This window comes from Histidinibacterium lentulum, from assembly GCF_003789055.1.
Lineage (GTDB): Bacteria > Pseudomonadota > Alphaproteobacteria > Rhodobacterales > Rhodobacteraceae > Oceanicola > Oceanicola lentulus.
This window is the reverse complement of sequence record NZ_ML119083.1, coordinates 290,500-315,858: the sequence shown is the minus strand read 5'-3', so window position 1 is coordinate 315,858 and position 25,359 is coordinate 290,500. Positions and strand designations below refer to the sequence as shown.

Below are 25,359 nucleotides of genomic sequence, written 5' to 3'. Positions count from 1 at the left end.
CGACACGGCCGGCCCTCGGGCCGGCCGTTGCGTTTTGCGCTCTCGGGGGGAACCTCTCCTCCGGGGTTCCTCGTTTTCCTCCAGCGCCTGCCCCGGGCCGAGGAGGATCCGCCCATGCCGCTCGACGACACTGCCCGCACCGCGACCCTCTACCGGATGGTCATGCCCGGCCATCTCTGCCCCTTCGGCCTGAAATCGAAGGCCCTGCTGGAACGGCGGGGCTACGAGGTCGAGGATCACTGGCTCGAGACCCGCGACGAAACCGAGGCCTTCATGGAGCGCCACGGGGTCGAGACGACGCCCCAGACGTGGATCGGAGGCGACAGGATCGGCGGCTACGACGATCTGCGCGCCCATTTCGGCAAGCCACTGAAGTCGGAGGACGACACCAGCTATCAGCCGGTCATCGCCATCTTCTCCGTGGCCTTCCTCATGGGTCTCGCGGTCAGCTGGGCGGCCCTCGGCACGATCCTCACCATCCGCGCCGTCGAATGGTTCGTCGCCATCGCCATGACCCTGCTCGGCATCCAGAAGCTGCAGGACGTGGAAAGCTTCAGCACGATGTTCCTGAACTACGATCTGCTGGCCCGGCGCCGGGTCCGGTACGCCTATCTCTACCCGTTCGGCGAAACCCTCGCCGGTCTGCTGATGATCGCGGGCGCACTGATCTGGATCGCCGCGCCGGTCGCTCTCTTCATCGGCACCGTGGGGGCGGTCTCGGTCTTCAAGGCCGTCTACATCGACAAGCGCGAACTGAAATGCGCCTGCGTCGGCGGAGGCAGCAACGTGCCGCTGGGATTCGTGTCGCTGACCGAGAACCTCATCATGGTGGGCATGGGTCTCTGGATGCCGGCCCGCATGATCCTGCTCTGACCGTCAGCCGCCGACGAACGGCGCATCGTCGCCCCAGAGCTCGCGCACCCGCTGGTCCCGCCCGCAGGCATCGCGGTAGAACTTGTAGGCCTCGGCCTTCGTCTGCGGACCCGCGCGGGTCAGGATCACGTCGCCCCGACCGTCCTTGCGATAGTAGTCCTGATGGTAATCCTCGGCCTCGTAGAACGTGGCCTCGTCCAGAATGGGTGTCACGATCTCTTGCCCCAGCTCCTCCGCCGCGGCGGCCTTCGCGGCTTCTGCCATCGCCCGTTCCTCGGGGCCGTTGACGAAGATCGCGGTGCGATAGCTCTCGCCCCGGTCGCAGAACTGGCCGCCCGCATCGGTCGGGTCGATCGAACGGAAGAAGAGGTCGAGGAGCTGCCGCCGCGACACGACCGAGGGATCGAACGGAATTTCCACCGCCTCGTAATGCCCCGTGCCGCCGCCGGTCACCTGCCGGTAGCTGGGGTTCGGCACGGTCCCGCCGGTGAAGCCCGACACCACGTCGCCCACCCCGGGCACGCGCTCGAAATCCGCCTCGACGCACCAGAAACAGCCGCCCGCCACGGTCAGCACCTCCTGCCGCTGGGCCTGCGCCGGCCCGGCTTTGAGGCCGAGAGCCATCGCGATCGCCGCGATCAGGGTCAGGGTCTTCAGGGTCGCAATCCGGGTCGCCATCGGGAATCCTCCAGTTTCGCCACCTAACCTTGCGGCTCCCTGTCCTTGCGTCCACCTCTGCGGGGGTTCCGTCACGCGGGTTTGAGGGCTTGGAACAAATCCCCCCCGCGCCTAGCGTGCCCCCATGAACCACGAGGTCAGCACTCACGCCGCCGAGGAGGACGCCCGCAACGCCGGTATCCTCGTCTGGGTCAACGGCGCGCTGCGCCCCAGGCCCGAGGCCGTGGTCAACGTCTACGATTCGGGCTTCATGCTGGGCGACGGGGTGTGGGAGGGGCTGCGCCTCTATGACGGGCGCTGGGCCTTCCTCGACGAGCATCTCGACCGGCTGTTCGAGGCGGCGCTGGCCATCGACCTCGATATCGGCAGGGACCGCGCCGCTCTTGCCGCCGCGCTGGAAGAGACCCGCGCCGCCAACGGGATGCAGACCGACGCCCATGCCCGGCTGATGGTCACGCGCGGGCTGAAACACCGCCCGTTCCAGCACCCCGCCCTCAGCCGCTCGGGTCCTACCGTGGTCATCATCATGGAGCATTCCCGCCCGGCGATCCCGCGCCCGATCCGTCTCGCCACCGTGCCGCACCTGCGCGGCCTGCCGATGACCCAGGACCCGAAGCTCAACAGCCATTCCAAGCTCAACTGCATCCTCGCCTGCATCGCCGCCGAAAAGGCCGGCGCCGACGAGGCGCTGATGCTCGACGTGCATGGCTTCGTGAACACGACCAACGCCTGCAATTTCTTCATCGTCCGCCGGGGCGAGGTTTGGACCTCCACGGGCGACTACTGCATGAAGGGCATCACCCGTCAGAAGGTCATCGACCTCTGCCGGGCCGAGGGTATCCCGATCTTCGAGAAGAACTTCAGCCTCGTCGAGACCTACTCCGCCGCCGAGGCCTTCCTGACCGGCACCTTCGGGGCGCAGACCCCGGTGGGAGAGATCGACGGGCGGCGGATCGGCCCGGCCGAGGGCTGCGGCCCGGTCACGGAGCGGATCCGCGCCGCCTATCGCCGGCTGGTGTCGGCATGAGGTTAATGGCGTCTGTCCCTCGCGTGCGGTCCGGGCCTGTGCACGCCCGGTGCACGCGGTGCATCACATGAAGATCGCCGCCTGGTCGGGGCCGCGCAACATCTCCACCGCGATGATGTACGCTTTCGCCCGGCGCACGGATTGCGCCGTCTGGGACGAGCCATTCTATGCCCCCTACCTCGTCGCGACAGGCCGCCCCGATCCCCTGAGAGAGGAGATCCTCGCCCGCCACGAGTCCGACCCCGAAGCCGTCGGGAGCATCTGCGCGGGGCCTGTTCCGGAGGGGAAGACGCATTGGTACATGAAGCATATCGCTCTGCATCTGCTGGACAATTTTCCCACGGGCTGGCTTGCCGATTGCACCCACATCCACCTGATCCGCCACCCCGCCCGCGTCGTGGCGAGCTACGGCGGCCGCCGCCAAGGCATCACCGCCCACGACATCGGCTTTCAGCAACAGCTGGACATTCAGAAGAAAACCGGGGGACACGTGATCGACGGCAGCGACATCCGCGCCAACCCCCGGAACATGCTGGAAAGGCTTTGCACCTCTATCGGGTTGCCGTTCGATGCGGCGATGCTCTCATGGTCCGCCGGCGGCCACCCCGCCGACGGCGCCTGGGCCCCGCACTGGTACAAGGCCCTCCACGCCAGCACCGGCTTCGCCGGCCCCGAGGGCCCCCTTCCCCAGCTCACCGGCCCCGACGCCGCCCTCGCCGAAGAGGCGCTGCCGTACTACCGCGCCCTCGAGGCAAAAAAGATCCCCGCAGACTGAAACTCTCCGCCCGCGGCCATCGTGTGTTGGGCATCCCCGGCTGACGGGGTTGGAAGAAACAGGAGAGAAATCATATGCTTCGTTCCACACTTATCGCAGCCTTCGCCACTCTCGCGCCGGTCGCCGCGCTGGCGGACTCCCATGCCGCGACGCCCTCCGTCACCGCGATGGACCAGGATGTCTCGGGCGGCGTCGTCACCGCTGACAGCGTCACCGCGCCGGCGAACGGCTGGCTCGTCGTGCACCGCACGGACGCCGACATGGCCCCCGGTCCCGTCGTGGGCTACGCACCGCTGAGGATGGGAGAGACCGCGGATGTCGCCGCGATCCTGCAAGAGGATGTGGCCTCGGGCGAGATGCTGATGCTGATGGTCCATGGCGAGGAGGGCGGCATGTCGAACGGCGTCTTCGAATACACGCTGGGCGCAACAGAGGACGGCCCGATCCGTCTCGACGGCGACCTCGTCATGACGGTCATCACCGCGCAGTAAGCTTTCGCCGGGCGGGGGATCCCCGCCCGGCACTCACCCTCAGCCCATCCGCCGCTTGCGCGCCGCGAGAAGCTTCAGCCGCAACGCGTTGAGCTGGATGAAACCCTGGGCATCGGACTGGTCGTAGGCGCCGAGATCGTCCTCGAAGGTCACATGGGCCTCGGAATAGAGCGAATGCTCCGACCACCGCGCCACGGTTCGCGCCAGGCCCTTGTAAAGCTTCACCCGTACCGTGCCAGTCACATGCTCCTGGCTCTTATCGATGGCCGCCTGCAGCATCTCTCTCTCGGGCGAGAACCAGAAGCCGTTGTAGATCAGCTCCGCGTAGCGCGGCATCAGGCTGTCCTTGAGGTGCCCCGACCCGCTGTCGAGCGTGATCTGCTCGATCCCGCGATGGGCCTCCAGCAGGATGGTGCCGCCCGGGGTCTCGTAGACCCCGCGGGACTTCATGCCGACAAAGCGGTTCTCCACGAGATCGAGCCGACCGATGCCGTGCACCTTGCCCAGCTCGTTGAGCCGCGTCAGCAGCGCTGCGGGCGACATCGCCTCGCCGTCGATGGCCACGGCATCGCCCTTCTCGAAGGTGATCTCCACCATCTGAGGCGTATCGGGCGCGGTCTCGGGATCGTCGGTGCGCTGGTAGACGTAATCCGGCGCCTCCTCGCCCGGGTTTTCCAGCACCTTGCCCTCGGACGAGGTGTGCAGGAGGTTCGCATCCACGGAAAAGGGCGCCTCGCCGCGTTTGTCCTTGGCGATGGGAATCTGGTGTTCCTCGGCGAATTCCAGCAGCTTCGTGCGGCTCGACAGGGACCACTCCCGCCACGGCGCGATCACCCGGATCCCGGGGTTCAGCGCATAGGCGGACAGCTCGAACCGGACCTGGTCGTTGCCCTTGCCGGTAGCCCCGTGGCTGACCGCATCGGCGCCGACCTCCTCGGCGATCTCCACCAGCCGCTTGGAGATCAGCGGCCGCGCGATGGAGGTGCCAAGCAGATACAGCCCCTCATAGAGCGCATTGGCCCGGAACATCGGAAACACGAAGTCGCGGACGAACTCCTCGCGCAGGTCGTCGATGAAGATGTTCTCGGGCCTGATCCCCAGCATCTCCGCCTTCTGGCGTGCGGGATCCAGTTCCTCGCCCTGGCCGAGATCGGCAGTGAAGGTCACGACTTCGCAGCCGTATTCCACCTGCAGCCACTTCAGGATGATCGAGGTGTCGAGACCGCCGGAATAGGCGAGGACGACTTTCTTCGGCGCGGACATGGGGCCTCCGTCACTTGTCGCGCGCTGGCCTAGCGCCATTCCCCCGAGCCCGCAAGCGAGCGGCTTGACCATGACCGCAGCGCCCCTCACGGTCGCGCAATGAGGGTTCACAGGGAAAAGCCGGGGATGGCACTTCAGATCGTGCGACACGCCATACTGATGGTGCTCAACAACTGGCAAAATGCGCTGAAGGCGTCGCTCGGCCCCATCGCCATCGGCCTCGCGCTGGCGCTCGGCCTGGCGCTCCTGTTGCAGGTCGATCTCTCGCTGATCCTCTCGCGGGAGCCGGTCTTCACCGATACCGGCGAGCCGATGGCGCAGCAGCTGCCGCCGAATGCCGGGGGGCTCGCGCTCTTCGGCCTCTGCGCGGCGCTGATCTCGCTCTTCATTCTCGCCTGGGTTGCGGTGGCCTGGCATCGCTTCATCCTGCTCGAGGAATATCCCGGCCCGCTCCCCGAACTGTCCGGCAAACCGGTCTGGCCCTACATCGGCAAGTCGGTCTGGCTCGCCGTGGTGCTGATCGTCGTCTTCATTCCCATCGTGATCTTGGCCAGTCTCGCGCTCGGTCCGGTGGCCATGGCCAGCCCGTTTCTCGCGGGGCTCGTCGGCGCGATTCTGCTCGGACTCGTCTTCGGCTACTTCTGGCTCCGCTGGGCGCTGGTGCTGCCCTCGGCGGCGGTGGGCGAGGGCATGACCCTCTCGCAAAGCTGGGACGCGACGAAACCCCTGTCCGGCACGATCTGGACGGTATCCGTCCTCGTGATCCTCCTGAACTACGTCCTTGGCCTGATCGCCCTGCTGTTCGGGGAGACCTTCGTCGCGCTGATCGTGGACATGGTGATCAACTGGTTCACGCTGATGGTGGGCCTGTCCGTTCTGACCACGCTCTACGGGCATCTTGTCGAAGGACGACCGCTCGCCGAGTGATCCCGGCAGAACCTAGGCCTGCAGGCCCGCCCGCATCAGCCGGTCCAGCGCGGCGCGCTCCCCGGCGTTGGCCAGTCTTGCGAGCGCCTCGTCGGGGTCGAGCCAGGCCGCCGTATGCCCGGGCTCCGTCGGCGGTCCAAGTCGCCGGACCGGGCGTGCCACGTAGAGATGAGCGATCTTCTCCGCCCAGCGATCGTACTCCGGCATGTAGGCGAAACGGCGGAAGGCCCCGATCCTTCGCGGCTTCGCGATCAGCCAGCCGGTTTCCTCGTAGACCTCGCGATGCAGCGCCCGCACCGGGCTCTCGCCCGGGTCGACGCCACCGCCGGGACATTGCCACTCGGGCTCCGGTTCGGCCTGAAACGTCACGAGAAGACGCCCGCCCAGGGGCAGCAGCGCATGGACGCCGGGCCGGGAACGATAGCGAATACCGGCTTTGACCGGAGCGCCGTAGCGGCGGATCATTGGGTTTGCTGCCTCGTTGCCGTGCCTATATGGACCCGGTATGCCAAGCCCCGACAGATTGGGAAAGTCATGACCCTCGGCTCTCAGATCGCCTGGGACGACACGGTGCTGCCGTTCCAGCTCGACCGTTCGGATATCCGCGGCCGCGTCGCGCGCCTCGATGGGGTGCTCGACAAGGTCCTCGCCCAGCACGCCTATCCTTCGCAGATCGAGGCGCTGGTGGCCGAGATGACCCTGCTGACCGCGCTGATCGGGCAGACGATGAAGCTGCGCTGGAAGCTGAGCCTTCAGGTGCGCGGCGACGGTCCGGCGCGGCTGATCGCGACGGATTACTACGCGCCCCGGTCCGAGGGCGAGCCGGCCCGAATCCGCGCCTATGCCAGTTTCGACGAAGAGCGGCTGACCGAGGGGGCGGAGGCCTTCTCGCTGATCGGCAAAGGCTATTTCGCGATCCTGATCGACCAGGGGCAGGGGACCACCCCCTATCAGGGGATCACGCCCATCGCGGGCGGGTCCCTCGCGGCCTGTGCCGAGACCTATTTCGCCCAGTCGGAGCAGATTCCCACGCGGTTTCAGCTGTCCTTCGGCCAGAACCTGATGCCTGGCGGTGCGGAAGGCTGGCGTGCGGGCGGCGTGATGCTCCAGGTGATGCCCGAGGCCTCGCCCTTTGCGTCGGGCGGTGGCAGCGGGGAAAGCGGACTTCTGGTGCCCGGGGACATTCTCGAGGGTGACGACGAGGAGAACTGGAGCCGCGCCAACATTCTGCTCGACACCGCGCAGGATCTCGAACTGATCGGCCCGACGGTGCAGCCGACGGAGCTTCTTGTGCGCCTGTTCCACGAGGAAGGGCCGCGCGTCTTCGACCCTCAGCCCGTGGCCTTCGGCTGTTCCTGCTCGGCCGAGAGGGTGCGCGAGAGCCTGTCGATCTACTCGGCCAAGGACATCGCCTACATGACCACGGACGAGGGCATCGTCACCGCCGACTGCCAATTCTGCGGGGCGCATTACGAATTCGACCCGGGGACCCTCGGGTTCGAAGCCTCGAAGACCCCGTGACGGACCTGCGCGCCCGCTTGCTCGGCGCGCTTGCGCGGCCCGGCGAGACCTCGACGGACCATGACCTGAACCCGGATATCCACCTGCCGCCGAACCGCGTCCTGCGGCCGGCGGCAGTGCTGATCGCGGTCACGCCGGATGCACGGGTGATCCTCACGAAGCGGTCCTCCCGGCTGAAGCATCACCCCGGGCAGATCGCCTTTCCCGGCGGCAAGCGCGACGAGTGCGATGCCGACCTCGGCGCCTGTGCGCTGCGCGAGGCCGAGGAGGAGATCGGACTGCCGCGGGACCGGGTCGACATGCTGGGCAGCCTGCCACCCCACGAGACGGTGACGTCCTTTCTCGTGACGCCCCATGTCGCCCTGATCGAGCCCGGCTTCACCCCCGTGCCCGAGGCGGGAGAGGTGGACGAGGTGTTCGACGTGCCGCTCTCTCACGTCGCCGACCCCGCCTCCTTCCGCATCGAGGGTCGCCGCTGGCGCGGCCGCCGCCGCCGCTACTACGCCGTGCCCTGGGGTCCCTACTACATCTGGGGCGCTACAGCGCGGATGCTGCGCGCCCTGGCGGACCGGATGTCATGACGGAGCGGATCGACGCGGATTGGCTGACCGATGCGCCCGCGCGGGCGGTCTGCGCGATGCTGACGGACGCCGGGCACCAGGCCTTCTTCGTGGGCGGCTGCGTGCGGAACACGCTTCTGGGCGAGTCGGTGTCCGATCTCGACATCGCCACCGATGCCCGTCCCGAACGGGTGATCGCGCTGGCCCGCGCCGCAGGGCTGAAGGCGGTCCCGACGGGGGTGGATCACGGCACCGTGACCGTCGTTGCCGGGGGGCGACCCTTCGAGGTCACGACCTTCCGCAAGGATGTCGAAACCGACGGCCGCCGCGCTGTCGTCGCCTTTGCCGACACGCCGGAGGAGGACGCCCGTCGGCGCGATTTCACCATGAACGCGCTCTATGCCGCGCCGGACGGCACTCTCGTCGATCCGATCGGCGGACTGCCGGACCTGCGCGCGCGGCGCCTGCGGTTCATCGGCGATCCCGGGGCGCGCATCCGCGAGGATTACCTGCGGATCCTGCGGTTCTTCCGCTTTCACGCCTGGTACGGCGGCGACGCGCTCGACGCGGAGGGCCTCGCCGCCTGCGCTGAACTGGCCGAGGGCATCAGGGAGCTGTCGCGCGAACGGATCGGCCACGAGATGCGCCGCCTTCTCGCCGCCCCCGATCCCGCCCCCTCGGTCGCCGCGATGGAGGCGGCGGGTGTCCTGATGCGCGTGCTGCCCGGGTCCTCGTCCGGGCGGCTCGCGGTCATGGTCCATCTCGAAGGAGAGGCCGGCGCCACGCCGGTCTGGCTCCGCCGTCTCGCCGCGCTGGGCGGACCCGACCCCGCCGAGGCGCTACGCCTGTCGAAGTCCGAGGCCCGCGGGCTGGCAATTCTGACCGAGGCACAGGGCGCGGACACCGGGCCGGGTGAACTGGGCTATCGGCTGGGCGCCGAGGCCGCACGGGATGTGCTGCTGTTGCGGTCCGCGCTCATGGTCACGCCGTGGGACGAGGAGGCTGCCCGAACGGCCCGGCATGGCGCGGGCCAGAGTTTCCCGCTCCGGGCCGCCGACCTCGCGGATCGCCATTCCGGCCCTGCCCTCGGGCGGGCGCTGAAGGAGGCCGAAGCGCGCTGGATCGCATCGGGCTTCACCCTCGGCAAGGAGGCGCTGCTGCGATGACCGCGGCCCTCGCCGGGTTCGTCTTTCTCGGCCTCTTTTCTCCCGGTCCCAACGTGATCCTGCTGACCGCCTCCGGCGCGCGCTTCGGCTTTCGTGCGACGGTGCCACATATCCTCGGCGTGGCGCTGGGCGTGGGGATCACCGCCGGAGTCACCGGACTCGGCGTGGGTGCGCTGCTGCTGGCCCGTCCCGGGCTGACCCTCGTGCTCAAGATCGCGGCCTGCGCGTGGATCCTCTGGATGGCCCGCGCTCTCTGGCTGTCCGACCCGGTCACCCGGGATGCGCGCGCTCGGCCCTTCACGCTCCTTGAGGCGGTGCTGTTCCAGTGGGTCAATCCCAAGGTCTGGGCTGTGGCACTTGCCGCCACGGCCTTCGTTGCAGAACTTGCACCCGGGGCGAAGGCGGTCACGCTGGCGCTGACCTTCTCGGTGCTGAACCTTGGCGTCTGTCTCTTCTGGACCTCCGCGGGGGCGCTGCTTGCCCGCCTGCTCGCCGACCCGCTGCGCTGGCGGCTCTTCATGCGTGGCATGGCGGTTGCCCTCGCGGCGTTCTCTGTCCTTGTTTTCCTCTAGGGCCAAAGCGGCTATATGCACCCGGCAACGAGGTGCGCCATGTTCCGCAAGTTCGAGAGCCTCGTCGATCCCTATACGCCGTATCAGGAGACCGACGCCCCGCCGCAGCGGCTTCTGCCGTTCCTGTGGACCTTTGTGCCGCCGTTCCGGCGCCTCTTCGTGGTGTCCGCGATTCTCTCGGTCGCGGTCGCTGGGATCGAGCTCTGGCTGATCTGGTATCTCGGGCGGCTCACGGATTTCCTGTCCGAGACGCCGCGCGCGGACATCTGGTCCATCCACGGGCTGGAGCTAATCGCTGTGGCGGTATTCCTGCTGTTCCTGCGGCCGGTGATCCAGGCGTTCGACGTCGCGCTGCTGAACAACGCGATCGGCCCGGCCTGGGGCACGCTGATCCGCTGGCGGACGCACCGCCACGTCATGCGGCAGTCCGTGGGCTGGTTCGAGAACGACTTCGCCGGGCGCATCGCCAACCGGATCATGCAGACGCCCTCCGCCTCGAACGAGGTGATCTTCCAGGTCTTCGACGCCGTGACCTATGCGCTCAGCTATGCCGTGGGCGCGGCGATCCTGCTGGGTGGCGCCGACCCGCGCCTGCTGATCCCGCTCCTGCTCTGGCTCGGGCTCTATGCCGGGCTGATGGTCTGGACGATCCGCCGCGTGGGCCCGGCCTCGAAGGCCTCCAGCAATGCCCGGTCCGAGCTGAACGGCCGCGTCGTGGACGGATACACGAACATTCATGCCGTGAAGATGTTCGCCCATCACGACCGCGAAATCGCCTACGCCAAGGAAGCCATCGAGAACGTGCGCCAGACCTTCGCCCGAGAGATGCGGATCTACACGATCATGGACGGCAGCCTGACCTTCCTGAACGGGCTCCTGACGGTCGGCCTCGTGGGCTGGGCCCTGGTGCTCTACCTGTCCGGTCAGGCCACCGTGGGGATCGTCGTGGCCGCCGCTGCGCTGGTGCTGCGGCTGTCGGCGATGACCGGCTGGATCATGTGGGCGGTTACCAATCTCTTCCAGCAACTGGGCGTCGTGGCCGAGGGGATGCAGACACTGAGCCAGCCAGTCGCTCTCACCGACGCACAGGATGCAAAGCCGCTCCGCGTCACCGAGGGCCGGATCGAGATCGACGGGCTGAGCCACCACTACGGCAAGGACATGGGCGGCCTCGACGGCATCTCGCTTACCGTCGCCCCCGGCGAGAAGGTCGGGTTGGTGGGTCCGTCCGGCGCGGGCAAGTCCACGCTGGTGAAGCTGCTCCTGCGGTTCTACGACGCCGAGGCGGGGCGCATCCTGATCGACGGGCAGGACATCCGGAACGTCACACAGGACAGCCTGCGGCAGGCCATCGGCATGGTGCAGCAGGACAGCGCCCTGCTGCACCGCTCGGTCCGGGAGAACATCCTTTACGGCAATCCCGACGCCGCCGAGGAGGCGGTTCTGGCCGCGGCAAGGCAGGCGGAGGCGCACGACTTCATCCAGGGGTTGGCGGACCAGTCGGGCCGGTCGGGCTATGACGCGCAGGTTGGCGAGCGGGGGGTGAAACTCTCGGGCGGACAGCGTCAGCGCATCGCGCTCGCGCGGGTCATGCTCAAGGACGCCCCGATCCTTGTTCTCGACGAGGCGACCAGCGCCCTCGACAGCGAGGTGGAGGCGGCGATCCAGAAAACACTCTACGGGATGATGCAGGGCAAGACCGTCATCGCCATCGCGCACCGCCTGTCGACCATCGCGCAGATGGACCGGATCGTGGTCATGGATCGCGGCCGGATCATCGAGGACGGGCCACACGACGTGCTTCTGAGGCAGGGCGGGCTATATGCCCGGCTTTGGTCCCGCCAGTCGGGCGGGTTCCTCGGCGATACCGCGGAGACTGCAGCCGAATGATCGCACGCGCCTACGACCGCTGGATCGAGTGGGCCGCCGGCCTGATCGAGAGCGTCCAGCCCGCGGACGGTCCGCCGCCGCGCACGCTCTGGCGGTTCGTCGGCTGGTGCCTCAAGGGATCCTGGCCGATCCTTGCCCTCGCGACCTTCATCTCCGCCTTCACCGGCGCGTCGGAGGTGCTGACAATGTGGCTGCTTGGCCGGGCGGTGGATGCCGCCGCGACCGGCTGGGCGGCGTTCTGGGCCGATCACGCCTGGCTCGTGATCTTCTCCGTGGTGGTCATGCTGATCCTGCGGCCAATCTTCTTCGGCGCCTCGGCGACGTTTCAGGCCGTGGTCATCAGCCCTTCCGTCTTCACCCTGACGCTGGCGCGACTGCACCGCTGGACGCTGGGCCACGCGGTCACCTTCTTCGACAACGACTTCGCCGGCAGGCTCGCGCAGAAGCAGATGCAGGCGGCGCGGTCCCTGACCGAGGCGGTTGTGGAGACGGTGAACGCCGTGCTCTTCGGTCTCGCCTCGGTGCTGGGGGCGGCGATTCTCGTGGGCGCGGTGAACCTCTGGCTGGTGCCGATCCTCGTCCTGTGGTTCGCGGCCTATGCCGGGTTCCTGTGGTACTTCCTCCCTCGGATCCGCGCGCGGTCAAAGGAACGCGCCGCGGCCCGCGCCATGGTGACGGGCCAGGTCGTCGACACGATCACCAACATCAAGACGGTGAAGCTCTTTGCCCGGGCCGAGCATGAGGACGAGGCGGCGCTGGGCGCAATGCGCACGTTCGAGGACACTGCCGTCCGCTTCGGCAGGGTTTCCGCGCTGTTCCGTCTGGGGCTGACGTTCCTTGCGGGCATCCTGCCTCTGGCGCTCGTGGGCGCGGGACTTGGCATCGGGACGGCAGGCGGCGTGACCGCGGGCGATATCGCGGCCATGGGCGCGGTGGCGATCCGGCTGTCGCAGATGACCGGCTGGATCAGTTTCACCCTGCTCGCCATCTACGGCCATATCGGCGAGGTGGAGGACGGGATGAACACCCTCACCCCGCCCCATACGCTGACGGATGCCGAAGGCGCGACGGACCTCACCGTAACCGAGGGCGAGATCGTCTTCGACAAGGTGTCCTTCGGATACGGGCGCGATGTCGGCGGCGTCTCGCGGATCGACCTGCGCGTGAAGCCCGGCGAAAAGCTGGGCATCGTCGGCGCCTCGGGGGCGGGCAAGTCCACGCTCGTCGCGCTGCTCCTCCGGCTCTATGACCCCGAGGAGGGTGAGGTACGGATCGACGGGCAGAACATCGCGCTTGTGACCCAGGAAAGCCTGCGCCGGGCCATCGGCATGGTCACGCAGGAAACCGCGATGTTCAACAGAACCGCGCGGGACAACATCATCTATGGGCGGCCCGATGCCACGGAGGACGACCTCATTTCCGCCGCCGAGAAGGCCGAGGCGCACGAGTTCATCCTCGACATGAAGGACCATCGGGGGCGCGCCGGTTATGGCGCCTTCCTCGGCGAGCGCGGCGTGAAACTCTCGGGCGGCCAGCGCCAGCGCATCGCCCTGGCCCGCGCCATGATCAAGGACGCGCCGATCCTTGTTCTGGACGAGGCGACAAGCGCACTCGACAGCGAGGTCGAGGCGGCGATTCAGACCGCGCTCGACCGTGCAATGGAGGGCAAGACCGTCATCGCCATCGCGCACCGCCTGTCCACCATCGCCGACATGGACAGGATCGTGGTGCTGGACCGCGGCCAGATCGTGGAGGAAGGCACGCACGAGGAGCTGCTCTCCCGGCGCGGGCTCTATGCGCGGTACTGGGACAGGCAGTCCGGCGGATTCGCCCGCGAGGCGGCGGAGTGAGCGACCTTGCTCCTGTCGCCTCCGAGGTGCTGCACCTGACACCGGGGGGCCTTGGTCAGACCGCTGCGGGAGGGCCAGTGCCCTATGTGCTGACCGGAGAGACGGTCAGCCCGACAGGCAAGGTGCTGACGCAGTCCCCCCACCGCGTAACACCGCCCTGTCCGCATTTCGGCACTTGCGGCGGCTGTGTCCTGCAACATGCCTCGGACGCCTTCGTCGCGGACTGGAAAGCGGAGGTGGTGCACGATGCCCTCACCCGCTCCGGGCTGAAGGCCGAGATCGCCGGCGTCGTGACGTCTCCGATCGGTTCCCGCAGGCGGGCGAAACTTGCTGGTCGGCGGACGAAATCCGGCGCGCTCGTGGGGTTTCATGCGCGGCGGACCCACCAGATCGTCGAGATCCCCGAGTGCCGCGTGCTGCATCCCTCGCTCCTGGCCCTGGTGCCAGCCCTGAGGGATCTCACGCGAGAGATCGCCAGCCGCAAGGGGGAGGTGGCCTATTCCGTCACCACCACCGCGAACGGCCCCGACCTCATGATCGAGGGCGGCAAGCCCCTGACGGCGCCGCTGCGCCAGCGCCTCGCCGCCCTGGCGGAGAAGCTGTCCCTGTCCCGCCTGACCTGTGGCGAAGAGCCGATCGCCACGCGCCTGCCCCCGGTCCAGAGGTTCGGCCGCGCCGAAGTGGCGCCACCGCCAGGCGCCTTTCTTCAGGCCACGCCCGAGGGAGAAGCCGCGCTGGTCGACGGTGTCCGCGCCGCGACCAGCGGCGCGCGTCGGATGCTCGATCTCTTTGCCGGTTCGGGGACCTTCGCCCTCTCCATTGCCGAGGCCGTCGAGGTTCAGGCAGTGGAGGCCTCTGCGCCGATGCTCGCCGCCCTTGACCGCGGCTGGCGCCATGCGACCGGCCTCAAGCGGGTCACCACTCTGCGCCGCGACCTGTTTCGCGATCCGCTCGTCGGACCGGAGCTCGATGGCTTCGACGTGGCGGTCGTCGATCCGCCCCGCGCCGGAGCCCGTGCTCAGGTGGAGGCGCTCGCCGCCTCGGGCATCCGACGCGTCGTGATGGTCTCCTGCGCGCCCGCCACCTTCGCGCCAGATGCGCGCCGTCTGGTCGATGCCGGGTTTTCCATGGGTCCGGTCACCGTGGTGGACCAGTTCCGTTGGTCGCCGCATGTCGAGCTGATCTCCGCCTTCACACGCTCGTGAACCCCGGGTCAGCTACCGCGGATGCCGTTTTTGGAGTAAGGCTCCTCAAAGACCTACTCAGGGCGAGGGCAGTTCCCATGCGCGGCTTACGCGTGCTTATCATTCTGGCGCTGTTTCTCGGCGTCGCGTCGTGCTCCAACTCCAAGTTCCGGACCTACAACGGTCCAGAGGTCACGCAGATCAACGTGTACAAGTCGTCTCGGACGATGCAGCTGATGCATCATAACCGGGTGCTCGAGACCTTCGAGTTCGAGCTCGGCTTCGCGCCCACGGGACACAAGCTCTTCGAGGGCGACGGCCGCACGCCCGAGGGCTACTACTTCATCGACCGGCGCAACCCGAACAGCGAGTTCCACCTGTCGCTCGGCATATCCTATCCGGACGCGGAAGATCTCGCCCGCGCACTGGAGATGGAACTCGATCCGGGCGGAGACATCTTCATCCACGGGACGCCGCGGATGTTCCAGGGCAAGGCCGACTGGACGGCAGGATGCATCGCCGTGTCGAACCGCGACATGGAGAAGATCTACGCCATGGTGCAGACCGGAACGCGGATCGCGATCTATCCCTGAGGCGTCAGCTTTCCGTCGGCGGCAGCGGCGCCACGGCCGGCGCGGTGATCGCCGTGGTCCCGAGAACCAGCGTCCACCACAGCTTGCCCGACTCCTCCTGGAACCAGGCAAAGCCCATCTGGCGGGCCCGCCTATCGAGCAGGATTTCCCGGGTCTCTGGCCGCTCCATCCAGGCGCCCAGAGTCTGAAGCTCTGTTTCGTAGCTTTCGGAGATCGTCTCGCCCAGGATCAGGCCCGGATATCCGACCCGCCGCGCCCGATCGAGCGGCGACGAGCCGTCAGAGCCGAAATGCCAGGGCCGGTTCTGAAGCGCCATGTCCCGCGAGTGGGTCGCCGCGGCAGCGTTGAGGCGGCTGTCATAGGCCACCGGCACCAGCCCCGCCGCCTGCCGCAGCGTGTTCACGCTGTCGAGCATACGGATCTGCACGGCATCCGTCTCTTCGGGCGAAATACGGTAGCCCGCCTGAAGGGGCTGGCCTTCCGGGCTGATCTGCACCTGTGGCCGCGGTCCGCAGGCGGCCACAGCCAGAAGAGAGACGGAAAGGAGGATCGCGCGCATGTCGTCTGGTCCTGCGTAAGGTCGACGTTTCGCTTACCCGCTTGCGCGTGACGTTTCAAACATACTTCGGCACGAAGCCGCCGGTCTCCGGAAAGCGTGAATTGCCCGAAATGCCGTCGCGTCGTATCGGACTTTGAAAAGTGAGCAGTCCGGAGTCCGTTCCATGCCCAAGCCCCTGTCCCGCCGTGCCTTCCTCGCCACCGGTGCCGCCGTCCTGGCGACGCCCGCGCTGGCGCAGACGCGCAACACCACCGAGATCGAGGCCGATATCTCGAGCGCCGTGCCGCGCAACGTCTCGTCCTTCCGGTCGCTCGACTGGCAGCCCTTTTTCGACTCGACCCGCAACGGCGCGATCCTTGTGGATATCCGCTCCCGCGCGCTGCACTTCTGGTCCGAGGATCAGTCGATCTACAAGCTCTACCCGACCTCCGTGCCGCTGACCGAGGACCTGACCCGGACCGGTCGGACGGAGATCATCCGCAAGGTCGAGGGGCCGAGCTGGTCTCCCACTCCCGCGATGCGCGAACGGAACCCGGAATGGCCGGAATTCGTGCCGCCCGGCCCGGACAACCCGCTCGGGACCCATGCGCTGCACCTGACCTGGCAGTATTACCGGATTCACGGCACCCACGACACGCGCAAGATCGGGCGCCGGTCGTCCAACGGCTGCATCGGGCTCTACAACGAGCATATCGCCGAACTCTACCGCCTGACCAACGTGGGGACCCAGGTGCTCTTGATCTGACGGATGGCGCGGGCGAAGGTTCGGCAGATCAAGCCGGAGAGTGTCATGAAGCCTTTCGCCCTCGCAGCCGCCCTCCTGCTCGCCTCCGGTGTGGCGTCCCATGCCGAGGGCCAGGCAGAGACTCAGCCGCGTCCCGAGATGATCCAGCGTCAGACCATGGGAGGGTCGTTCCCTCTGGAGATGGTGGTGACCGCCGTGGTCATCGCCATCATTGCTGCGGCAATCGACGGTAACTGATCATGCGGGGTCCGAAAGGCCCCGCAGACAGGCAGGGGACCGGCCCGTCTACCGGGTCCAGCCCTGCAGGTTCTCCTCGATCACGTTCACCAGCGCGTCGATATGCGCCGGGTCGTCGTTCAGGCAGGGAATATAGGTGAATTCCTCGCCGCCCGCATGTTCGAAGCTCTCCCGGATCTCCTCGTTGATCTCCTCGAGCGTCTCGATGCAGTCGGCGGAAAAGGCGGGCGCACAAACCGCGATCCGCTTCTTTCCGGCCTCCGCCAGCCGCGCGACCTCTTCGACCGTGTAGGGCTTCAGCCACTCTTCCGGGCCGAATTTCGACTGGAAGGTCGTGGTGATCTCCGTGTCGGCCCAGCCCAGCCGCTCCTTCAGGAGGCGGGTCGTCTTCTGGCACTGGCAATGGTAGGGATCGCCTTCCTCGAGATAGCGCTTCGGCACGCCGTGATAGGAGCAGACCAGCACGTCCGGCCGGTTCTCGAGCCCGGCATAGGCGCGCTCGACCGACTGGGCGAGCGCCTCGATATAGTCGGGTCGGTCGTAATAGGGATCGACCACGCGGGCGGTCGGCTGCCACTTCTCCTTCATCAGCGCGCGGAAGAACTGGTCGTTCGCCGTGGCGGAAGTGGCACCCGCGTAATGCGGATAAAGCGGGAAGAACAGTATCTTGCGGCACCCGGCCTCGACCATCTCGCGCACCTTGGACGGCGTTGAGGGATTGCCGTAGCGCATGCAGAAATCGACGCGCACCTCATTGCCGAACCTCTCCCGGACCTGCGCCGCGATGGCGGCGGTCTGATCCTTGGTGATGGTCATGAGCGGGCTTTCGTTCTTTTCCTCGTTCCAGATCGACTTGTACGCCTCGCCGGAGCTGAACGGCCGTTTCGACAGGATGACAAGCTGCAGCAGCGGCTGCCAGATCCATGGACTGTAGTCGATGACGCGGCGGTCCGAGAGGAACTCGTTCAGGTAGCGCCGCATTGACCAATAGTCCGTTGCGTCGGGGGTGCCGAGATTTGCGAGCAGAACCCCGATCCGCGCCGGCTTGATCTTCGGATGACCTTCGGGCGCGTGGACCGGGCACTCGGCCGGCACGGCGGCGTCCGCTTTGGCGTCAAACATCTGGCGAACCTTCTCGGTCATCTGCTAAGTATGATCGCGAGATAGCCCATCGTGCCAGAAGTTCAATTCTCGTTCGGATCGAGGCGCGTTTCGGTCGCGCCCAGTGCGTCGGCCAGCCGCACCTTCGCGGAACCAGGGCGCAGCGGCCGGGGCTGATCGGGCGCCGGGGCCCAACCCGTGAGCGTGACGACTTCGAATGTGGCGATGACCCGGCCGTCATCTTCCGAGTGTCGCTCGGCATATAGCCGCGCTGCTTCCGCCAGCATCTCTCGCGCGCTGGCATGCCGGAGTCGGGCACACAACGCGTTCGTCTCTCCCATCGCGCGCAGGTCCCGCATCAGGTGAAAGGGCGTGTCATAGCTGACCCGGATCGAGTTGCTGTCGGCGACCGGCAGCGAGAGGCCGGCCCTCGAAAGCAGCCCGCCCAGGTCGCGGATCTCTCCCATCGGCGTGACGCGTGGCGACAGCCCCCCCGTCACCCGCGCTTCAGCATCCGTGAGGCAGCCACGCAGCTCCTGCAGCGTGCGCCCGCCGAAGAGTGCCGCGATCAGCAGCCCGTCCGGCTTCAGCGCGCGCCGACATTGCACGAGCTGGCCGACCGGATCGTTGGCCCAGTGCAGGGCCAGCGCGTGGATCACGAGGTCGTGCCGGTCGGGCTGAAACGACAGGGTCTCGTCGTCCGGCGACATCGCGGCGCCGGGGAGCCGTTGCGCCCAGATCCCCGGCCAGGGGGTGACGACGGCTGGCTCGATAAATGACCTGTTAACCTCTGCGAGCCTATCCTCGATCTCGTCGGCGACGGCCTCATGCAGGAACAGGGCCGGGCCTGAGGCCGCGGCGCGGGCGCGATGCCTTGCAAGGGCCGCCCTGTCGAAGAGCTGAGGCGGTACGTTCATGCAGGGTTAACTAGATGGATGGGCGAGGGATGCAACGTGCGCTTCGCGTGCTCTACCCGGCCCGCTGCCTGATGTGCGACGCACGGACGCAGACGGATTTCGCCCTCTGCGGCGCCTGCTGGGCAGAGACACCTTTCGTCACGGGTCTCGCCTGCGATCACTGCGGCCTGCCCCTTCCCGGGGAGGAGGCGGCGGCCGTGCTCTGCGACGATTGCCTTGCCGTGTCCCGGCCCTGGGGACACGGGCGGGCCGCGATGCTCTATGCGGGTGTCGGCCGCAAGATCGTGCTCGCGCTCAAGCACGGGGACCGGACCGATCTCGCGCGCCCCGCAGCGGGATGGATCGCCGGCGCCGCGGCGCCGCTTCTCCTGCCGGATACGGTGATCGTGCCGGTCCCGCTCCACTGGACCCGACTCCTGAGCCGCCGCTACAACCAGTCCGCGCTGCTGGCGAATGCCATGGGGCGCCATACCGGCCATGCGGTGATCCCCGATCTTCTGACCCGCCGCGTCCGGACAGCCCCGCTTGGCGGCAAATCCCGGGACCAGCGTTTCCGCGAGCTCGAACAGGCCCTCGTGCCGCGCGGCGCGCACCGGTTGAAGGGTCGGCCAGTGCTGCTGGTCGACGATGTCATGACCTCGGGCGCGACGCTGGCTGCCGCTACGGAGGCGCTGCATGCGGCCGGGGCGGCCCGCGTCGATGTGGCGATACTGGCCCGCGCCGCCAAAGATGCTTAGGTTCCCTCCGACGAAGTGAGGGAAACCCATGAAACCGGTCGAAATCTATACCACCCCGATCTGCGGCTTCTGCCACGCGGCGAAACGGCTCCTGACCCAGAAGGGCGTGAGCTTCACCGAGATCGACGTCCTGCGCGCGCCGGACAGGAAGGCCGAGATGGTCAGGCGCGCCAACGGCGGCCGGACCGTGCCGCAGATCTTCGTGGGCGACGTCCATGTCGGCGGGTGCGACGACCTTTACGCGCTCGATCGTGCCGGCAAGCTCGACAGCCTCCTGTCGGCGTGAGGGTCGCCCTTCTCCAGTTGACGAGCACCGACGATCCGGCCCGGAACTCCGAAGCCGTACGCATCCTTCTGCGCGAGGCCGTGGCGGAGGGGGCCGGCTTCGTCGCCACGCCGGAGGTGACGAATTGCGTCAGCCTGAGCCGTGACCGCCAGCGTTCGGTACTCGTGGACGAGTCCGAGGACCCGGTCGTTGCGATGGTCCGCGACGAGGCGGCGCGGTCCGGCATATGGGTGGCTCTCGGGTCGGTCGCGGTGACCACCGACGATCCCGGCGGCCGGTTCGCGAACCGATCCCTCCTCGTGGGTCCGGATGGCGGGATCGCGGTGCGCTACGACAAGGCGCACATGTTCGACGTGAATGTCTCGGACGGGGAGAGCTACCGGGAAAGCGCCGGGTTCCGGCCCGGCGGAACCCTGGCGCTCGCAGAGACGCCGCTCGGCAGGGTCGGGCTCAGCGTCTGTTATGATCTGCGGTTCCCCTATCTCTACCGCCGTCTTGCCCAGGCGGGCGCGGAGGTGCTTCTGATTCCCTCGGCCTTCACACCCGCGACGGGCGCGGCGCACTGGGAGCCGCTTCTGCGGGCGCGGGCGATCGAATGCGGGGCCTGGGTCCTTGCGGCGGCGCAGACGGGGGAGCATCCGGCGGTTTCGGGCAGACTGCGCCGGACCTGGGGGCACTCGATGGCGGTCTCGCCCTGGGGAGAGGTACGGCTGGAGATGGGCACGGCGCCGGGGATCGGCTATGTGGAGCTGGACCTGCGCGAGGTCAGGGCGGCGCGGGAGCGGATACCGTCGCTGGGACATGACAGGGAGCTTCGGGGTCCGTGACGGCGAGCACCGCGACGAACAGTCTGGCCGTCTCTCTCTTCTCGGAGATCCTGACGGTGGAGCAGCTGGCGCGGACCTCGGTGGCGCGGGTGCTGCCGAAGGGGATGGAGCTGAGCCAGTTCGCGGTTCTCAATCATCTGGCCCATACCGGGCTCGAGCGGACGCCGGCGCAGCTGGCGCGGAGCTTTCACCTCACCCGCGGGGCGATGACGAACACGCTGAGAAAGCTCGAATGGCAGGGCTGGGTGCATGTCCGGCCCGACTGGGACGACGCGCGGCAGAAGCTGGTCAGGGTCTCGCCGGCGGGGCTGGCGGCGCGGAATGCGGCGCTGGAGACGATCGTGCCGCTGATCGCGGACGTGGTGGAGACGGTGGGCGCCGAGAAGGTGCGGGCGGCGCTGCCGGTGCTGCGGGAACTGCGGCTGAAGCTGCAGGGCGGCGAGTGAGCGTTACACGATGAAACGGATCGCAAGTATCTGATAAAATGAAGAAAAATCGTTAACGCGGTGAAGTCCCTCGGCCTCGAGAGCGATCTTGTGTCGATGACCGGTCTTCAGCGGGTCGAGACCCATGCGGACCGGATCGTGGTCCGCACGCCGAGCGAGCCGGACTACTGGTTCGGCAATCTCGTGATCTTTCGCCATGGCCGGATCGACCCGGCCGTGCAGGTCGCGCAGTCCCGCGAGGACCTTCCGGAGGCCCGTCATGTAGTGCTGCAATGGGACGCACCGGGGCTGGAGCCGGACGCGGCCGAGGCAGCCGCGCTCAAGACCGAAGGTCTGGAGGTCGAGCGGGACGACGTCCTGACGCTGGACGGCGCGCCGCACGGGCCGCCGCCGCCCGCGGGGATCGTCCTGCGCCGCATCGAGAACGACGGCGACTGGGCACAGGTCCTGGCGCTGCAACTCGAGGTCGGGCTCGAGGAGGGCCATGAGGACGCGGCGCACCGCCCCTTCCTCGCGCGCAGGTATGCCAATGCGCGCCGGCAGGCGGAGCAGGGACTCGGGGCGCGGTTCGGCGCGTTCGACGACGATCTTCTGGTCGCGGACATGGGGATCGTCCTTGGCGCCCGGCTTGCCCGGTTCCAGACCGTGGCGACGCGGGCCAGCCACCGCCGCCGGGGCCTCTGCGCGGCGCTTCTGGCCCAGGCGGGCGGCTGGGCGCGGGCGCGCGCGCCCGGGGCGGTGCTGGTGATCGTGGCCCAGAGCGGGAGCGCGGCCGGGCGGATCTACCACCGGGCCGGGTTCGGGCTGGCGGAGACGATCCTGTCGGCGGTGCGGCGGCCGGAGTGAGCGGGGGTGACGGGGTTTGGTGCGCAGTGAATGCGCACCCTACGCCGGTTTCGTCGAGGCCGTGACGTAGTTGACCGAGAGGTCCCGGTCCGACAGTCGCCAGGACCAGGTGACCGGGTTGAAGACGAAGCCCATGCGGTCCACGGGGTCGAGGCCCGCGCCGCGCAAGAGGTCGTAAAGCTCATCGGGCGTGATGAACTTCGACCAGTCGTGGGTGCCCTTCGGCAGCCAGCGCATGACATTCTCGGCGCCGACGATGGCCATGGCGTAGCTTTTCGGGTTGCGATTGATGGTCGAGCAGATGTGAAGCCCGCCGGGCCGCAGGAGGTCGGCGCAGGCCGCGAGATAGGCGGCGGGGTCGGCGACATGCTCGACCACCTCCATGTTCAGCACGGCGTCGAACCTCTCCCCGGCCTCCGCGAGGGCCTCCGCCGTCGTATGGCGATAGTCGATGGAGAGGCCCGACTGTTCGGCGTGAAGCCGAGCGACAGGGATGTTCCGCTCTGCGGCGTCGGCGCCGACCACGCTGGCGCCGAGGCGGGCCATGGGCTCGCACAACAGGCCGCCACCACAGCCGATGTCGAGCAGACGCAGGCCCTCGAAGGGCGCGGCCGCGTCGAGGTCACGACCGAACTCCGCGGCGATCTGGCGGGTGATGTAGTCGAGCCGGCAGGGGTTGAGCATGTGCAGCGGCTTGAACTTGCCGGTCTCGTCCCACCATTCATCCGCCATCGCCTGGAACTTTGCCACTTCGGCGGGATCGACGGTGCTTCTTGCGGCGGTCTCGGCGGTCGTTTGCATCGCGCTCTCCGGACTGTCAGAACTCGCGGGTGCATCCCGCGTTCGGCCCCTATATATGACGGACATGGACAAGGTCTCCGGTCAAAAACGTAGCAGCCCGCATCTGTACCCGCCGATCGACCCGTTCGATCAGCGGATGCTGGACGTGGGCGACGGGCACCGGATCTATGTCGAGCAATGCGGCAACCCGGCGGGTATTCCCGTCGTCGTGCTCCATGGCGGGCCGGGGGGCGGCTGTTCTCCGGCGATGCGTCGGTACTTCGATCCCGAGGCTTACCGCGTGGTGCTGTTCGACCAGCGCGGCTGCGGCCGGTCGCGCCCCCATGCGAGCGTGGAGGCCAACACAACCTGGCATCTGGTGGACGACATCGAGCGCATCCGCGGCGTTCTGGGCATCGACCGCTGGATCGTCTTCGGCGGGTCCTGGGGGGCGACGCTGGCGCTGGTCTATGCCGAGGAGCATCCCGATCGCGCCGCGGCGCTGGCCCTGCGCGGCGTGTTCCTGATGACGCCCGAGGAGCTGGACTGGTTCTACGGCGGCGGCGCGGGGAGGTTCTTTCCCGAGCTCTGGCAGCGGTTTTCGGGCCTCATTCCCGAGGACGAGCGGGGCGACCTGATCGCGGCCTACAACCGCAGGCTCTTTTCCGGCGACATCATGCAGGAGACCCGCTTTGCCCGCGCCTGGGCGAGCTGGGAGAACGCGCTGGCCTCGATCATGAACGACGGGGCGGGCGGCGACAGCCCGGCGGATTACGCGAGGGCCTTCGCGCGGCTGGAGAATCACTATTTCACCAACGGCGGGTTCCTGGGCGAGAAGCGCATCCTCGACCGGCTGGACCGGCTTGCGGATGTGCCCGGCGTGATCGTGCAGGGGCGGTATGACATGATCTGCCCGCCCCAGGCGGCCTGGGCGCTGGCGCAGGGCTGGCCCAAGGGACGGCTGAAGATGATCCCGCGGGCGGGTCATGCGCTGTCGGAGCCCGGCATCTCCTCGGAGCTGGTGCGGGTGATGGACGGCTTCGCCGCCCGGCCCGAGACGCTGGGGTTCTCATGAGCGGGCTGGCGGGACGACGCGCACTTCTGGCGAGCGGTCTGGCGGCGGCGGTCTTTGCCGCCTCGGGCCTGCCGGTGTCTGCGGCGCGGCGGGGCGGTATGCTGCGCGTCGCCATGGCGCCGGAGCGGGTGGCGGCGGTGGTGGCGCGGGCCACGGGGGGCGCGCTGACGGAGGTGGCGGCGGACGGCACGCTGGGCCCCGGGCTGGTGACCGGCTGGGAGCCGGTGCGCGGCGCACGGGTCTGGGACCTGCGGCTGCGGGAGCGGGCCGAGGAGGTTGTGGCGGCGTTGGGCGTGCTGGGGGAGGCGGCGCTCGTCGCGCCCTTGCGGGCGCGTCTCGCGCTGGAGGCCGCGGACCCCGACCTGCCGCTGCGCCTTGCGGCGCTGGTCGTGCCGGGGGCCGGCCTTTACGAAGAGCTGCGCCGGGGCGACGGGCGGGTGACGCTGCGCCGGGTCGCCGCGCATTGGAAGGACGGCCGGGCGGGCTGGTTCGAGGAGGTCGAGCTGCTGGCGCGCGATCCCGCCGGCGCGCGGCTGTCGGCGCTGCGCTCGGGCCTCGTGGACGCGGCGAGCGGGCTGGGCGATCATGCCGCGGGGATGCTGCGCGCGGGGGGCGAGCACGGGCTGGCGGAGCGTGCGGACGGGCTCGAGGCCGTCTCGCTGCGGATCGCGGCGCCCGTGGGCATGGACGACGCGGGGTTCGTCGAGCGCTGGTCTCTCGCCTGAGGGCTTGCAAATCCCGGGAGGCGGGCGTATCTGGCCCTCAACAGCGGTTCGCCGGGGGTTCGCCCCGGGCGCACCACCGGAAAGTGCAACGGGCCGCTGGCCCGTTTTTTTGTGCCTGGATGCCCGATGCCTGACATGATCGCAAAGACCGCCATGGACCGCCGCGTCATGGAAATCGTGGAGCCCGTGATCGCGGATCTCGGGTTCGAGCTGGTGCGGGTGCGGCTGATGAGCGGCAAGACCCAGACGCTGCAGATCATGGCGCAGCGCGCGGACGGGACCATCGAGGTGGACGACTGCGCGCAGATTTCCACCGCCGTGAGTGCGGCGCTGGATGTCGAGGACCCGATTCTCGACGCCTACACGCTGGAGGTCTCCAGCCCGGGGATCGACAGGCCGCTGACGCGGCTGAAGGATTTCGACCGCTGGGAGGGCTATGTCGCCAAGCTGGAGACCGACGAGATGATCGACGGGCGGCGGCGGTTCAAGGGCATCCTGGCGGGCATCGAGGGGTCCGAGGTGCTGATCGAGATCGACGAGGGCACGATCGGGCTGGAATTCGACTGGATCAGCGACGCCAAGCTGGTGCTGACCGATGAACTCATTCGTGACGTCCTGAAGGGCCGCAAGGACGCGGGCCAGATCGACGAGAGCCAATTCGACGAGGTGGAGACCGTTCTGGACGGTCCGGAAGAGGAGACCTGAGCC

30 protein-coding genes and 1 pseudogene are annotated in these 25,359 nt (G+C 68.1%); 24 read left to right on the top strand and 7 right to left on the bottom strand.

The genetic code is table 11. The annotated features are described in order from the left end of the window. Window positions 1-114: 114 nt before the first annotated feature. A complete protein-coding gene (locus EAT49_RS07390; RefSeq protein WP_123641654.1) occupies window positions 115-873 on the top strand; it encodes a glutaredoxin family protein in 759 nt (252 codons plus the stop codon). 3 nt (window positions 874-876) lie between these two features. On the opposite strand, the gene msrA is transcribed toward EAT49_RS07390, so the two are convergent. Continuing rightward, a complete protein-coding gene (gene msrA / locus EAT49_RS07385; RefSeq protein ID WP_123641653.1) occupies window positions 877-1,551 on the bottom strand; it encodes a peptide-methionine (S)-S-oxide reductase MsrA in 675 nt (224 codons plus the stop codon). Between the two features lie 124 nt (window positions 1,552-1,675). On the opposite strand from msrA, the gene EAT49_RS07380 reads away from it, so the two are divergent. The 3 genes from EAT49_RS07380 (at window position 1,676) to EAT49_RS07370 (ending at window position 3,844) form a co-directional block, all read left to right on the top strand. After that, on the top strand, window positions 1,676-2,578 hold the full coding sequence (locus EAT49_RS07380; RefSeq protein ID WP_123641652.1) for an aminotransferase class IV: 903 nt from the start codon (window positions 1,676-1,678) through the stop codon (window positions 2,576-2,578). A gap of 67 nt (window positions 2,579-2,645) precedes the next feature. Then, a complete protein-coding gene (locus tag EAT49_RS21095; protein ID WP_185020690.1) occupies window positions 2,646-3,353 on the top strand; it encodes a sulfotransferase-like domain-containing protein in 708 nt (235 codons plus the stop codon). Window positions 3,354-3,427: 74 nt separating this feature from the next. Further along, entirely contained in the window at window positions 3,428-3,844 is a 417-nt protein-coding gene (locus EAT49_RS07370; RefSeq protein WP_123641651.1) for a DUF7282 domain-containing protein, read from the top strand. Window positions 3,845-3,883: 39 nt separating this feature from the next. Here EAT49_RS07370 and EAT49_RS07365 read toward each other — a convergent pair whose 3' ends face one another. Then, window positions 3,884-5,107 carry an argininosuccinate synthase gene (locus tag EAT49_RS07365; protein WP_123641650.1) on the bottom strand — a complete coding sequence of 408 codons (1,224 nt, stop codon included), beginning with the start codon at window positions 5,105-5,107 and terminating at the stop codon, window positions 3,884-3,886. A 126-nt stretch (window positions 5,108-5,233) separates the two neighbouring features. Here EAT49_RS07365 and EAT49_RS07360 point away from each other — a divergent pair, with 126 nt between their 5' ends. Further along, on the top strand, window positions 5,234-6,034 hold the full coding sequence (locus EAT49_RS07360) for a hypothetical protein (RefSeq protein ID WP_123641649.1): 801 nt from the start codon (window positions 5,234-5,236) through the stop codon (window positions 6,032-6,034). Between the two features lie 12 nt (window positions 6,035-6,046). On the opposite strand, the gene EAT49_RS07355 is transcribed toward EAT49_RS07360, so the two are convergent. Next, window positions 6,047-6,499: an NUDIX domain-containing protein gene (locus EAT49_RS07355; RefSeq protein ID WP_123641648.1), complete on the bottom strand. Its 453-nt coding sequence runs from the start codon at window positions 6,497-6,499 to the stop codon at window positions 6,047-6,049. A 69-nt stretch (window positions 6,500-6,568) separates the two neighbouring features. Between EAT49_RS07355 and hslO the strand changes: the two genes are divergently transcribed. From hslO to EAT49_RS07315, 9 genes and pseudogenes are all read left to right on the top strand, one after another. Further along, complete coding sequence (gene hslO, locus EAT49_RS07350) at window positions 6,569-7,555, top strand: Hsp33 family molecular chaperone HslO (protein ID WP_123641647.1); 987 nt, start codon at window positions 6,569-6,571, stop codon at window positions 7,553-7,555. Beyond that, window positions 7,552-8,136: a CoA pyrophosphatase gene (locus EAT49_RS07345; protein WP_123641646.1), complete on the top strand. Its 585-nt coding sequence runs from the start codon at window positions 7,552-7,554 to the stop codon at window positions 8,134-8,136. Before hslO ends, EAT49_RS07345 begins: the two co-directional genes overlap by 4 nt. Further along, window positions 8,133-8,525, top strand: a pseudogene (locus EAT49_RS21805) (CCA tRNA nucleotidyltransferase); the annotation flags it as partial. The gene EAT49_RS07345 and the pseudogene EAT49_RS21805, both read left to right, overlap by 4 nt. Window positions 8,526-8,609: 84 nt before the next feature. Then, on the top strand, window positions 8,610-9,281 hold the full coding sequence (locus EAT49_RS21800) for a tRNA nucleotidyltransferase/poly(A) polymerase-related protein (RefSeq protein ID WP_425459516.1): 672 nt from the start codon (window positions 8,610-8,612) through the stop codon (window positions 9,279-9,281). Next, window positions 9,278-9,853, top strand: a complete 576-nt coding sequence (locus EAT49_RS07335) for a LysE family translocator (protein WP_123641644.1) — start codon at window positions 9,278-9,280, stop codon at window positions 9,851-9,853. The genes EAT49_RS21800 and EAT49_RS07335 overlap by 4 nt, the downstream gene beginning before the upstream one ends. A gap of 39 nt (window positions 9,854-9,892) precedes the next feature. Next, window positions 9,893-11,743 carry an ABC transporter ATP-binding protein gene (locus tag EAT49_RS07330; protein WP_123641643.1) on the top strand — a complete coding sequence of 617 codons (1,851 nt, stop codon included), beginning with the start codon at window positions 9,893-9,895 and terminating at the stop codon, window positions 11,741-11,743. After that, window positions 11,740-13,593 carry an ABC transporter ATP-binding protein gene (locus tag EAT49_RS07325; protein ID WP_123641642.1) on the top strand — a complete coding sequence of 618 codons (1,854 nt, stop codon included), beginning with the start codon at window positions 11,740-11,742 and terminating at the stop codon, window positions 13,591-13,593. Before EAT49_RS07330 ends, EAT49_RS07325 begins: the two co-directional genes overlap by 4 nt. Next, on the top strand, window positions 13,590-14,798 hold the full coding sequence (locus EAT49_RS07320; RefSeq protein WP_246003787.1) for a class I SAM-dependent RNA methyltransferase: 1,209 nt from the start codon (window positions 13,590-13,592) through the stop codon (window positions 14,796-14,798). Before EAT49_RS07325 ends, EAT49_RS07320 begins: the two co-directional genes overlap by 4 nt. Window positions 14,799-14,875: 77 nt before the next feature. Beyond that, window positions 14,876-15,370 (top strand): L,D-transpeptidase family protein, encoded by a 495-nt coding sequence (locus EAT49_RS07315; protein WP_123641641.1) that lies wholly within the window; start codon window positions 14,876-14,878, stop codon window positions 15,368-15,370. A gap of 4 nt (window positions 15,371-15,374) precedes the next feature. On the opposite strand, the gene dalA is transcribed toward EAT49_RS07315, so the two are convergent. Then, window positions 15,375-15,929 (bottom strand): divisome-associated lipoprotein DalA, encoded by a 555-nt coding sequence (dalA, locus tag EAT49_RS07310; protein ID WP_123641640.1) that lies wholly within the window; start codon window positions 15,927-15,929, stop codon window positions 15,375-15,377. Window positions 15,930-16,092: 163 nt separating this feature from the next. Here dalA and EAT49_RS07305 point away from each other — a divergent pair, with 163 nt between their 5' ends. Together EAT49_RS07305 and EAT49_RS07300 are read left to right on the top strand one after the other, a co-directional pair. Beyond that, complete coding sequence (locus tag EAT49_RS07305) at window positions 16,093-16,674, top strand: L,D-transpeptidase (RefSeq protein WP_123641639.1); 582 nt, start codon at window positions 16,093-16,095, stop codon at window positions 16,672-16,674. A gap of 45 nt (window positions 16,675-16,719) precedes the next feature. Further along, window positions 16,720-16,911, top strand: a complete 192-nt coding sequence (locus EAT49_RS07300; protein ID WP_123641638.1) for a hypothetical protein — start codon at window positions 16,720-16,722, stop codon at window positions 16,909-16,911. A 48-nt stretch (window positions 16,912-16,959) separates the two neighbouring features. Here EAT49_RS07300 and hemH read toward each other — a convergent pair whose 3' ends face one another. Further along, window positions 16,960-18,033: a ferrochelatase gene (gene hemH / locus EAT49_RS07295; RefSeq protein WP_123641637.1), complete on the bottom strand. Its 1,074-nt coding sequence runs from the start codon at window positions 18,031-18,033 to the stop codon at window positions 16,960-16,962. Between the two features lie 62 nt (window positions 18,034-18,095). Next, window positions 18,096-18,929 carry a methyltransferase domain-containing protein gene (locus EAT49_RS07290; RefSeq protein WP_123641636.1) on the bottom strand — a complete coding sequence of 278 codons (834 nt, stop codon included), beginning with the start codon at window positions 18,927-18,929 and terminating at the stop codon, window positions 18,096-18,098. A gap of 29 nt (window positions 18,930-18,958) precedes the next feature. Here EAT49_RS07290 and EAT49_RS07285 point away from each other — a divergent pair, with 29 nt between their 5' ends. From EAT49_RS07285 to EAT49_RS07265, 5 genes are read left to right on the top strand one after another with little or no spacing between them, the layout of a single operon-like run. After that, a complete protein-coding gene (locus tag EAT49_RS07285; RefSeq protein WP_123641635.1) occupies window positions 18,959-19,666 on the top strand; it encodes a ComF family protein in 708 nt (235 codons plus the stop codon). 28 nt (window positions 19,667-19,694) lie between these two features. Continuing rightward, the gene (grxC, locus tag EAT49_RS07280; protein WP_123641634.1) at window positions 19,695-19,952 is read left to right on the top strand and encodes a glutaredoxin 3; all 258 of its coding nucleotides are present in this window, start codon (window positions 19,695-19,697) and stop codon (window positions 19,950-19,952) included. Beyond that, window positions 19,949-20,779, top strand: a complete 831-nt coding sequence (locus EAT49_RS07275; protein ID WP_123641633.1) for a carbon-nitrogen hydrolase family protein — start codon at window positions 19,949-19,951, stop codon at window positions 20,777-20,779. Before grxC ends, EAT49_RS07275 begins: the two co-directional genes overlap by 4 nt. After that, a complete protein-coding gene (locus EAT49_RS07270) occupies window positions 20,776-21,225 on the top strand; it encodes a MarR family winged helix-turn-helix transcriptional regulator (RefSeq protein ID WP_123641632.1) in 450 nt (149 codons plus the stop codon). The genes EAT49_RS07275 and EAT49_RS07270 overlap by 4 nt, the downstream gene beginning before the upstream one ends. A gap of 60 nt (window positions 21,226-21,285) precedes the next feature. Beyond that, complete coding sequence (locus tag EAT49_RS07265; RefSeq protein ID WP_148078732.1) at window positions 21,286-22,071, top strand: GNAT family N-acetyltransferase; 786 nt, start codon at window positions 21,286-21,288, stop codon at window positions 22,069-22,071. 39 nt (window positions 22,072-22,110) lie between these two features. Here the strand turns inward: EAT49_RS07265 and ubiG are convergent, their stop codons facing one another. Beyond that, window positions 22,111-22,872 carry a bifunctional 2-polyprenyl-6-hydroxyphenol methylase/3-demethylubiquinol 3-O-methyltransferase UbiG gene (ubiG, locus tag EAT49_RS07260; protein WP_123641630.1) on the bottom strand — a complete coding sequence of 254 codons (762 nt, stop codon included), beginning with the start codon at window positions 22,870-22,872 and terminating at the stop codon, window positions 22,111-22,113. A 64-nt stretch (window positions 22,873-22,936) separates the two neighbouring features. On the opposite strand from ubiG, the gene pip reads away from it, so the two are divergent. From pip to rimP, 3 genes are all read left to right on the top strand, one after another. Continuing rightward, the gene (pip, locus tag EAT49_RS07255) at window positions 22,937-23,926 is read left to right on the top strand and encodes a prolyl aminopeptidase (protein WP_123641629.1); all 990 of its coding nucleotides are present in this window, start codon (window positions 22,937-22,939) and stop codon (window positions 23,924-23,926) included. After that, window positions 23,923-24,651 carry a periplasmic substrate-binding domain-containing protein gene (locus tag EAT49_RS07250; RefSeq protein WP_123641628.1) on the top strand — a complete coding sequence of 243 codons (729 nt, stop codon included), beginning with the start codon at window positions 23,923-23,925 and terminating at the stop codon, window positions 24,649-24,651. Before pip ends, EAT49_RS07250 begins: the two co-directional genes overlap by 4 nt. 126 nt (window positions 24,652-24,777) lie before the next feature. Then, window positions 24,778-25,356 carry a ribosome maturation factor RimP gene (rimP, locus tag EAT49_RS07245; RefSeq protein ID WP_123641627.1) on the top strand — a complete coding sequence of 193 codons (579 nt, stop codon included), beginning with the start codon at window positions 24,778-24,780 and terminating at the stop codon, window positions 25,354-25,356. Window positions 25,357-25,359: the final 3 nt, after the last annotated feature.

What these genes read in the sequence shown, in the direction of transcription:
- EAT49_RS07285 (WP_123641635.1), top strand. Translation starts at nt 18,959, where the DNA reads ATGCAACGTGCGCTTCGCGTGCTCTACCCGGCCCGCTGCCTGATGTGC.
- EAT49_RS07365 (WP_123641650.1), bottom strand. Translation starts at nt 5,107, where the DNA reads ATGTCCGCGCCGAAGAAAGTCGTCCTCGCCTATTCCGGCGGTCTCGAC.
- EAT49_RS07360 (WP_123641649.1), top strand. Translation starts at nt 5,234, where the DNA reads ATGGCACTTCAGATCGTGCGACACGCCATACTGATGGTGCTCAACAAC.
- EAT49_RS07390 (WP_123641654.1), top strand. Translation starts at nt 115, where the DNA reads ATGCCGCTCGACGACACTGCCCGCACCGCGACCCTCTACCGGATGGTC.
- EAT49_RS07370 (WP_123641651.1), top strand. Translation starts at nt 3,428, where the DNA reads ATGCTTCGTTCCACACTTATCGCAGCCTTCGCCACTCTCGCGCCGGTC.
- EAT49_RS07325 (WP_123641642.1), top strand. Translation starts at nt 11,740, where the DNA reads ATGATCGCACGCGCCTACGACCGCTGGATCGAGTGGGCCGCCGGCCTG.
- pip (WP_123641629.1), top strand. Translation starts at nt 22,937, where the DNA reads ATGGACAAGGTCTCCGGTCAAAAACGTAGCAGCCCGCATCTGTACCCG.
- EAT49_RS07305 (WP_123641639.1), top strand. Translation starts at nt 16,093, where the DNA reads ATGCCCAAGCCCCTGTCCCGCCGTGCCTTCCTCGCCACCGGTGCCGCC.
- hslO (WP_123641647.1), top strand. Translation starts at nt 6,569, where the DNA reads ATGACCCTCGGCTCTCAGATCGCCTGGGACGACACGGTGCTGCCGTTC.
- EAT49_RS07335 (WP_123641644.1), top strand. Translation starts at nt 9,278, where the DNA reads ATGACCGCGGCCCTCGCCGGGTTCGTCTTTCTCGGCCTCTTTTCTCCC.
- EAT49_RS07290 (WP_123641636.1), bottom strand. Translation starts at nt 18,929, where the DNA reads ATGAACGTACCGCCTCAGCTCTTCGACAGGGCGGCCCTTGCAAGGCAT.
- grxC (WP_123641634.1), top strand. Translation starts at nt 19,695, where the DNA reads ATGAAACCGGTCGAAATCTATACCACCCCGATCTGCGGCTTCTGCCAC.
- EAT49_RS07330 (WP_123641643.1), top strand. Translation starts at nt 9,893, where the DNA reads ATGTTCCGCAAGTTCGAGAGCCTCGTCGATCCCTATACGCCGTATCAG.
- rimP (WP_123641627.1), top strand. Translation starts at nt 24,778, where the DNA reads ATGCCTGACATGATCGCAAAGACCGCCATGGACCGCCGCGTCATGGAA.
- hemH (WP_123641637.1), bottom strand. Translation starts at nt 18,033, where the DNA reads ATGTTTGACGCCAAAGCGGACGCCGCCGTGCCGGCCGAGTGCCCGGTC.
- EAT49_RS07355 (WP_123641648.1), bottom strand. Translation starts at nt 6,499, where the DNA reads ATGATCCGCCGCTACGGCGCTCCGGTCAAAGCCGGTATTCGCTATCGT.
- EAT49_RS07300 (WP_123641638.1), top strand. Translation starts at nt 16,720, where the DNA reads ATGAAGCCTTTCGCCCTCGCAGCCGCCCTCCTGCTCGCCTCCGGTGTG.
- ubiG (WP_123641630.1), bottom strand. Translation starts at nt 22,872, where the DNA reads ATGCAAACGACCGCCGAGACCGCCGCAAGAAGCACCGTCGATCCCGCC.
- EAT49_RS07315 (WP_123641641.1), top strand. Translation starts at nt 14,876, where the DNA reads ATGCGCGGCTTACGCGTGCTTATCATTCTGGCGCTGTTTCTCGGCGTC.
- msrA (WP_123641653.1), bottom strand. Translation starts at nt 1,551, where the DNA reads ATGGCGACCCGGATTGCGACCCTGAAGACCCTGACCCTGATCGCGGCG.
- EAT49_RS07380 (WP_123641652.1), top strand. Translation starts at nt 1,676, where the DNA reads ATGAACCACGAGGTCAGCACTCACGCCGCCGAGGAGGACGCCCGCAAC.
- dalA (WP_123641640.1), bottom strand. Translation starts at nt 15,929, where the DNA reads ATGCGCGCGATCCTCCTTTCCGTCTCTCTTCTGGCTGTGGCCGCCTGC.
- EAT49_RS07250 (WP_123641628.1), top strand. Translation starts at nt 23,923, where the DNA reads ATGAGCGGGCTGGCGGGACGACGCGCACTTCTGGCGAGCGGTCTGGCG.
- EAT49_RS21095 (WP_185020690.1), top strand. Translation starts at nt 2,646, where the DNA reads ATGAAGATCGCCGCCTGGTCGGGGCCGCGCAACATCTCCACCGCGATG.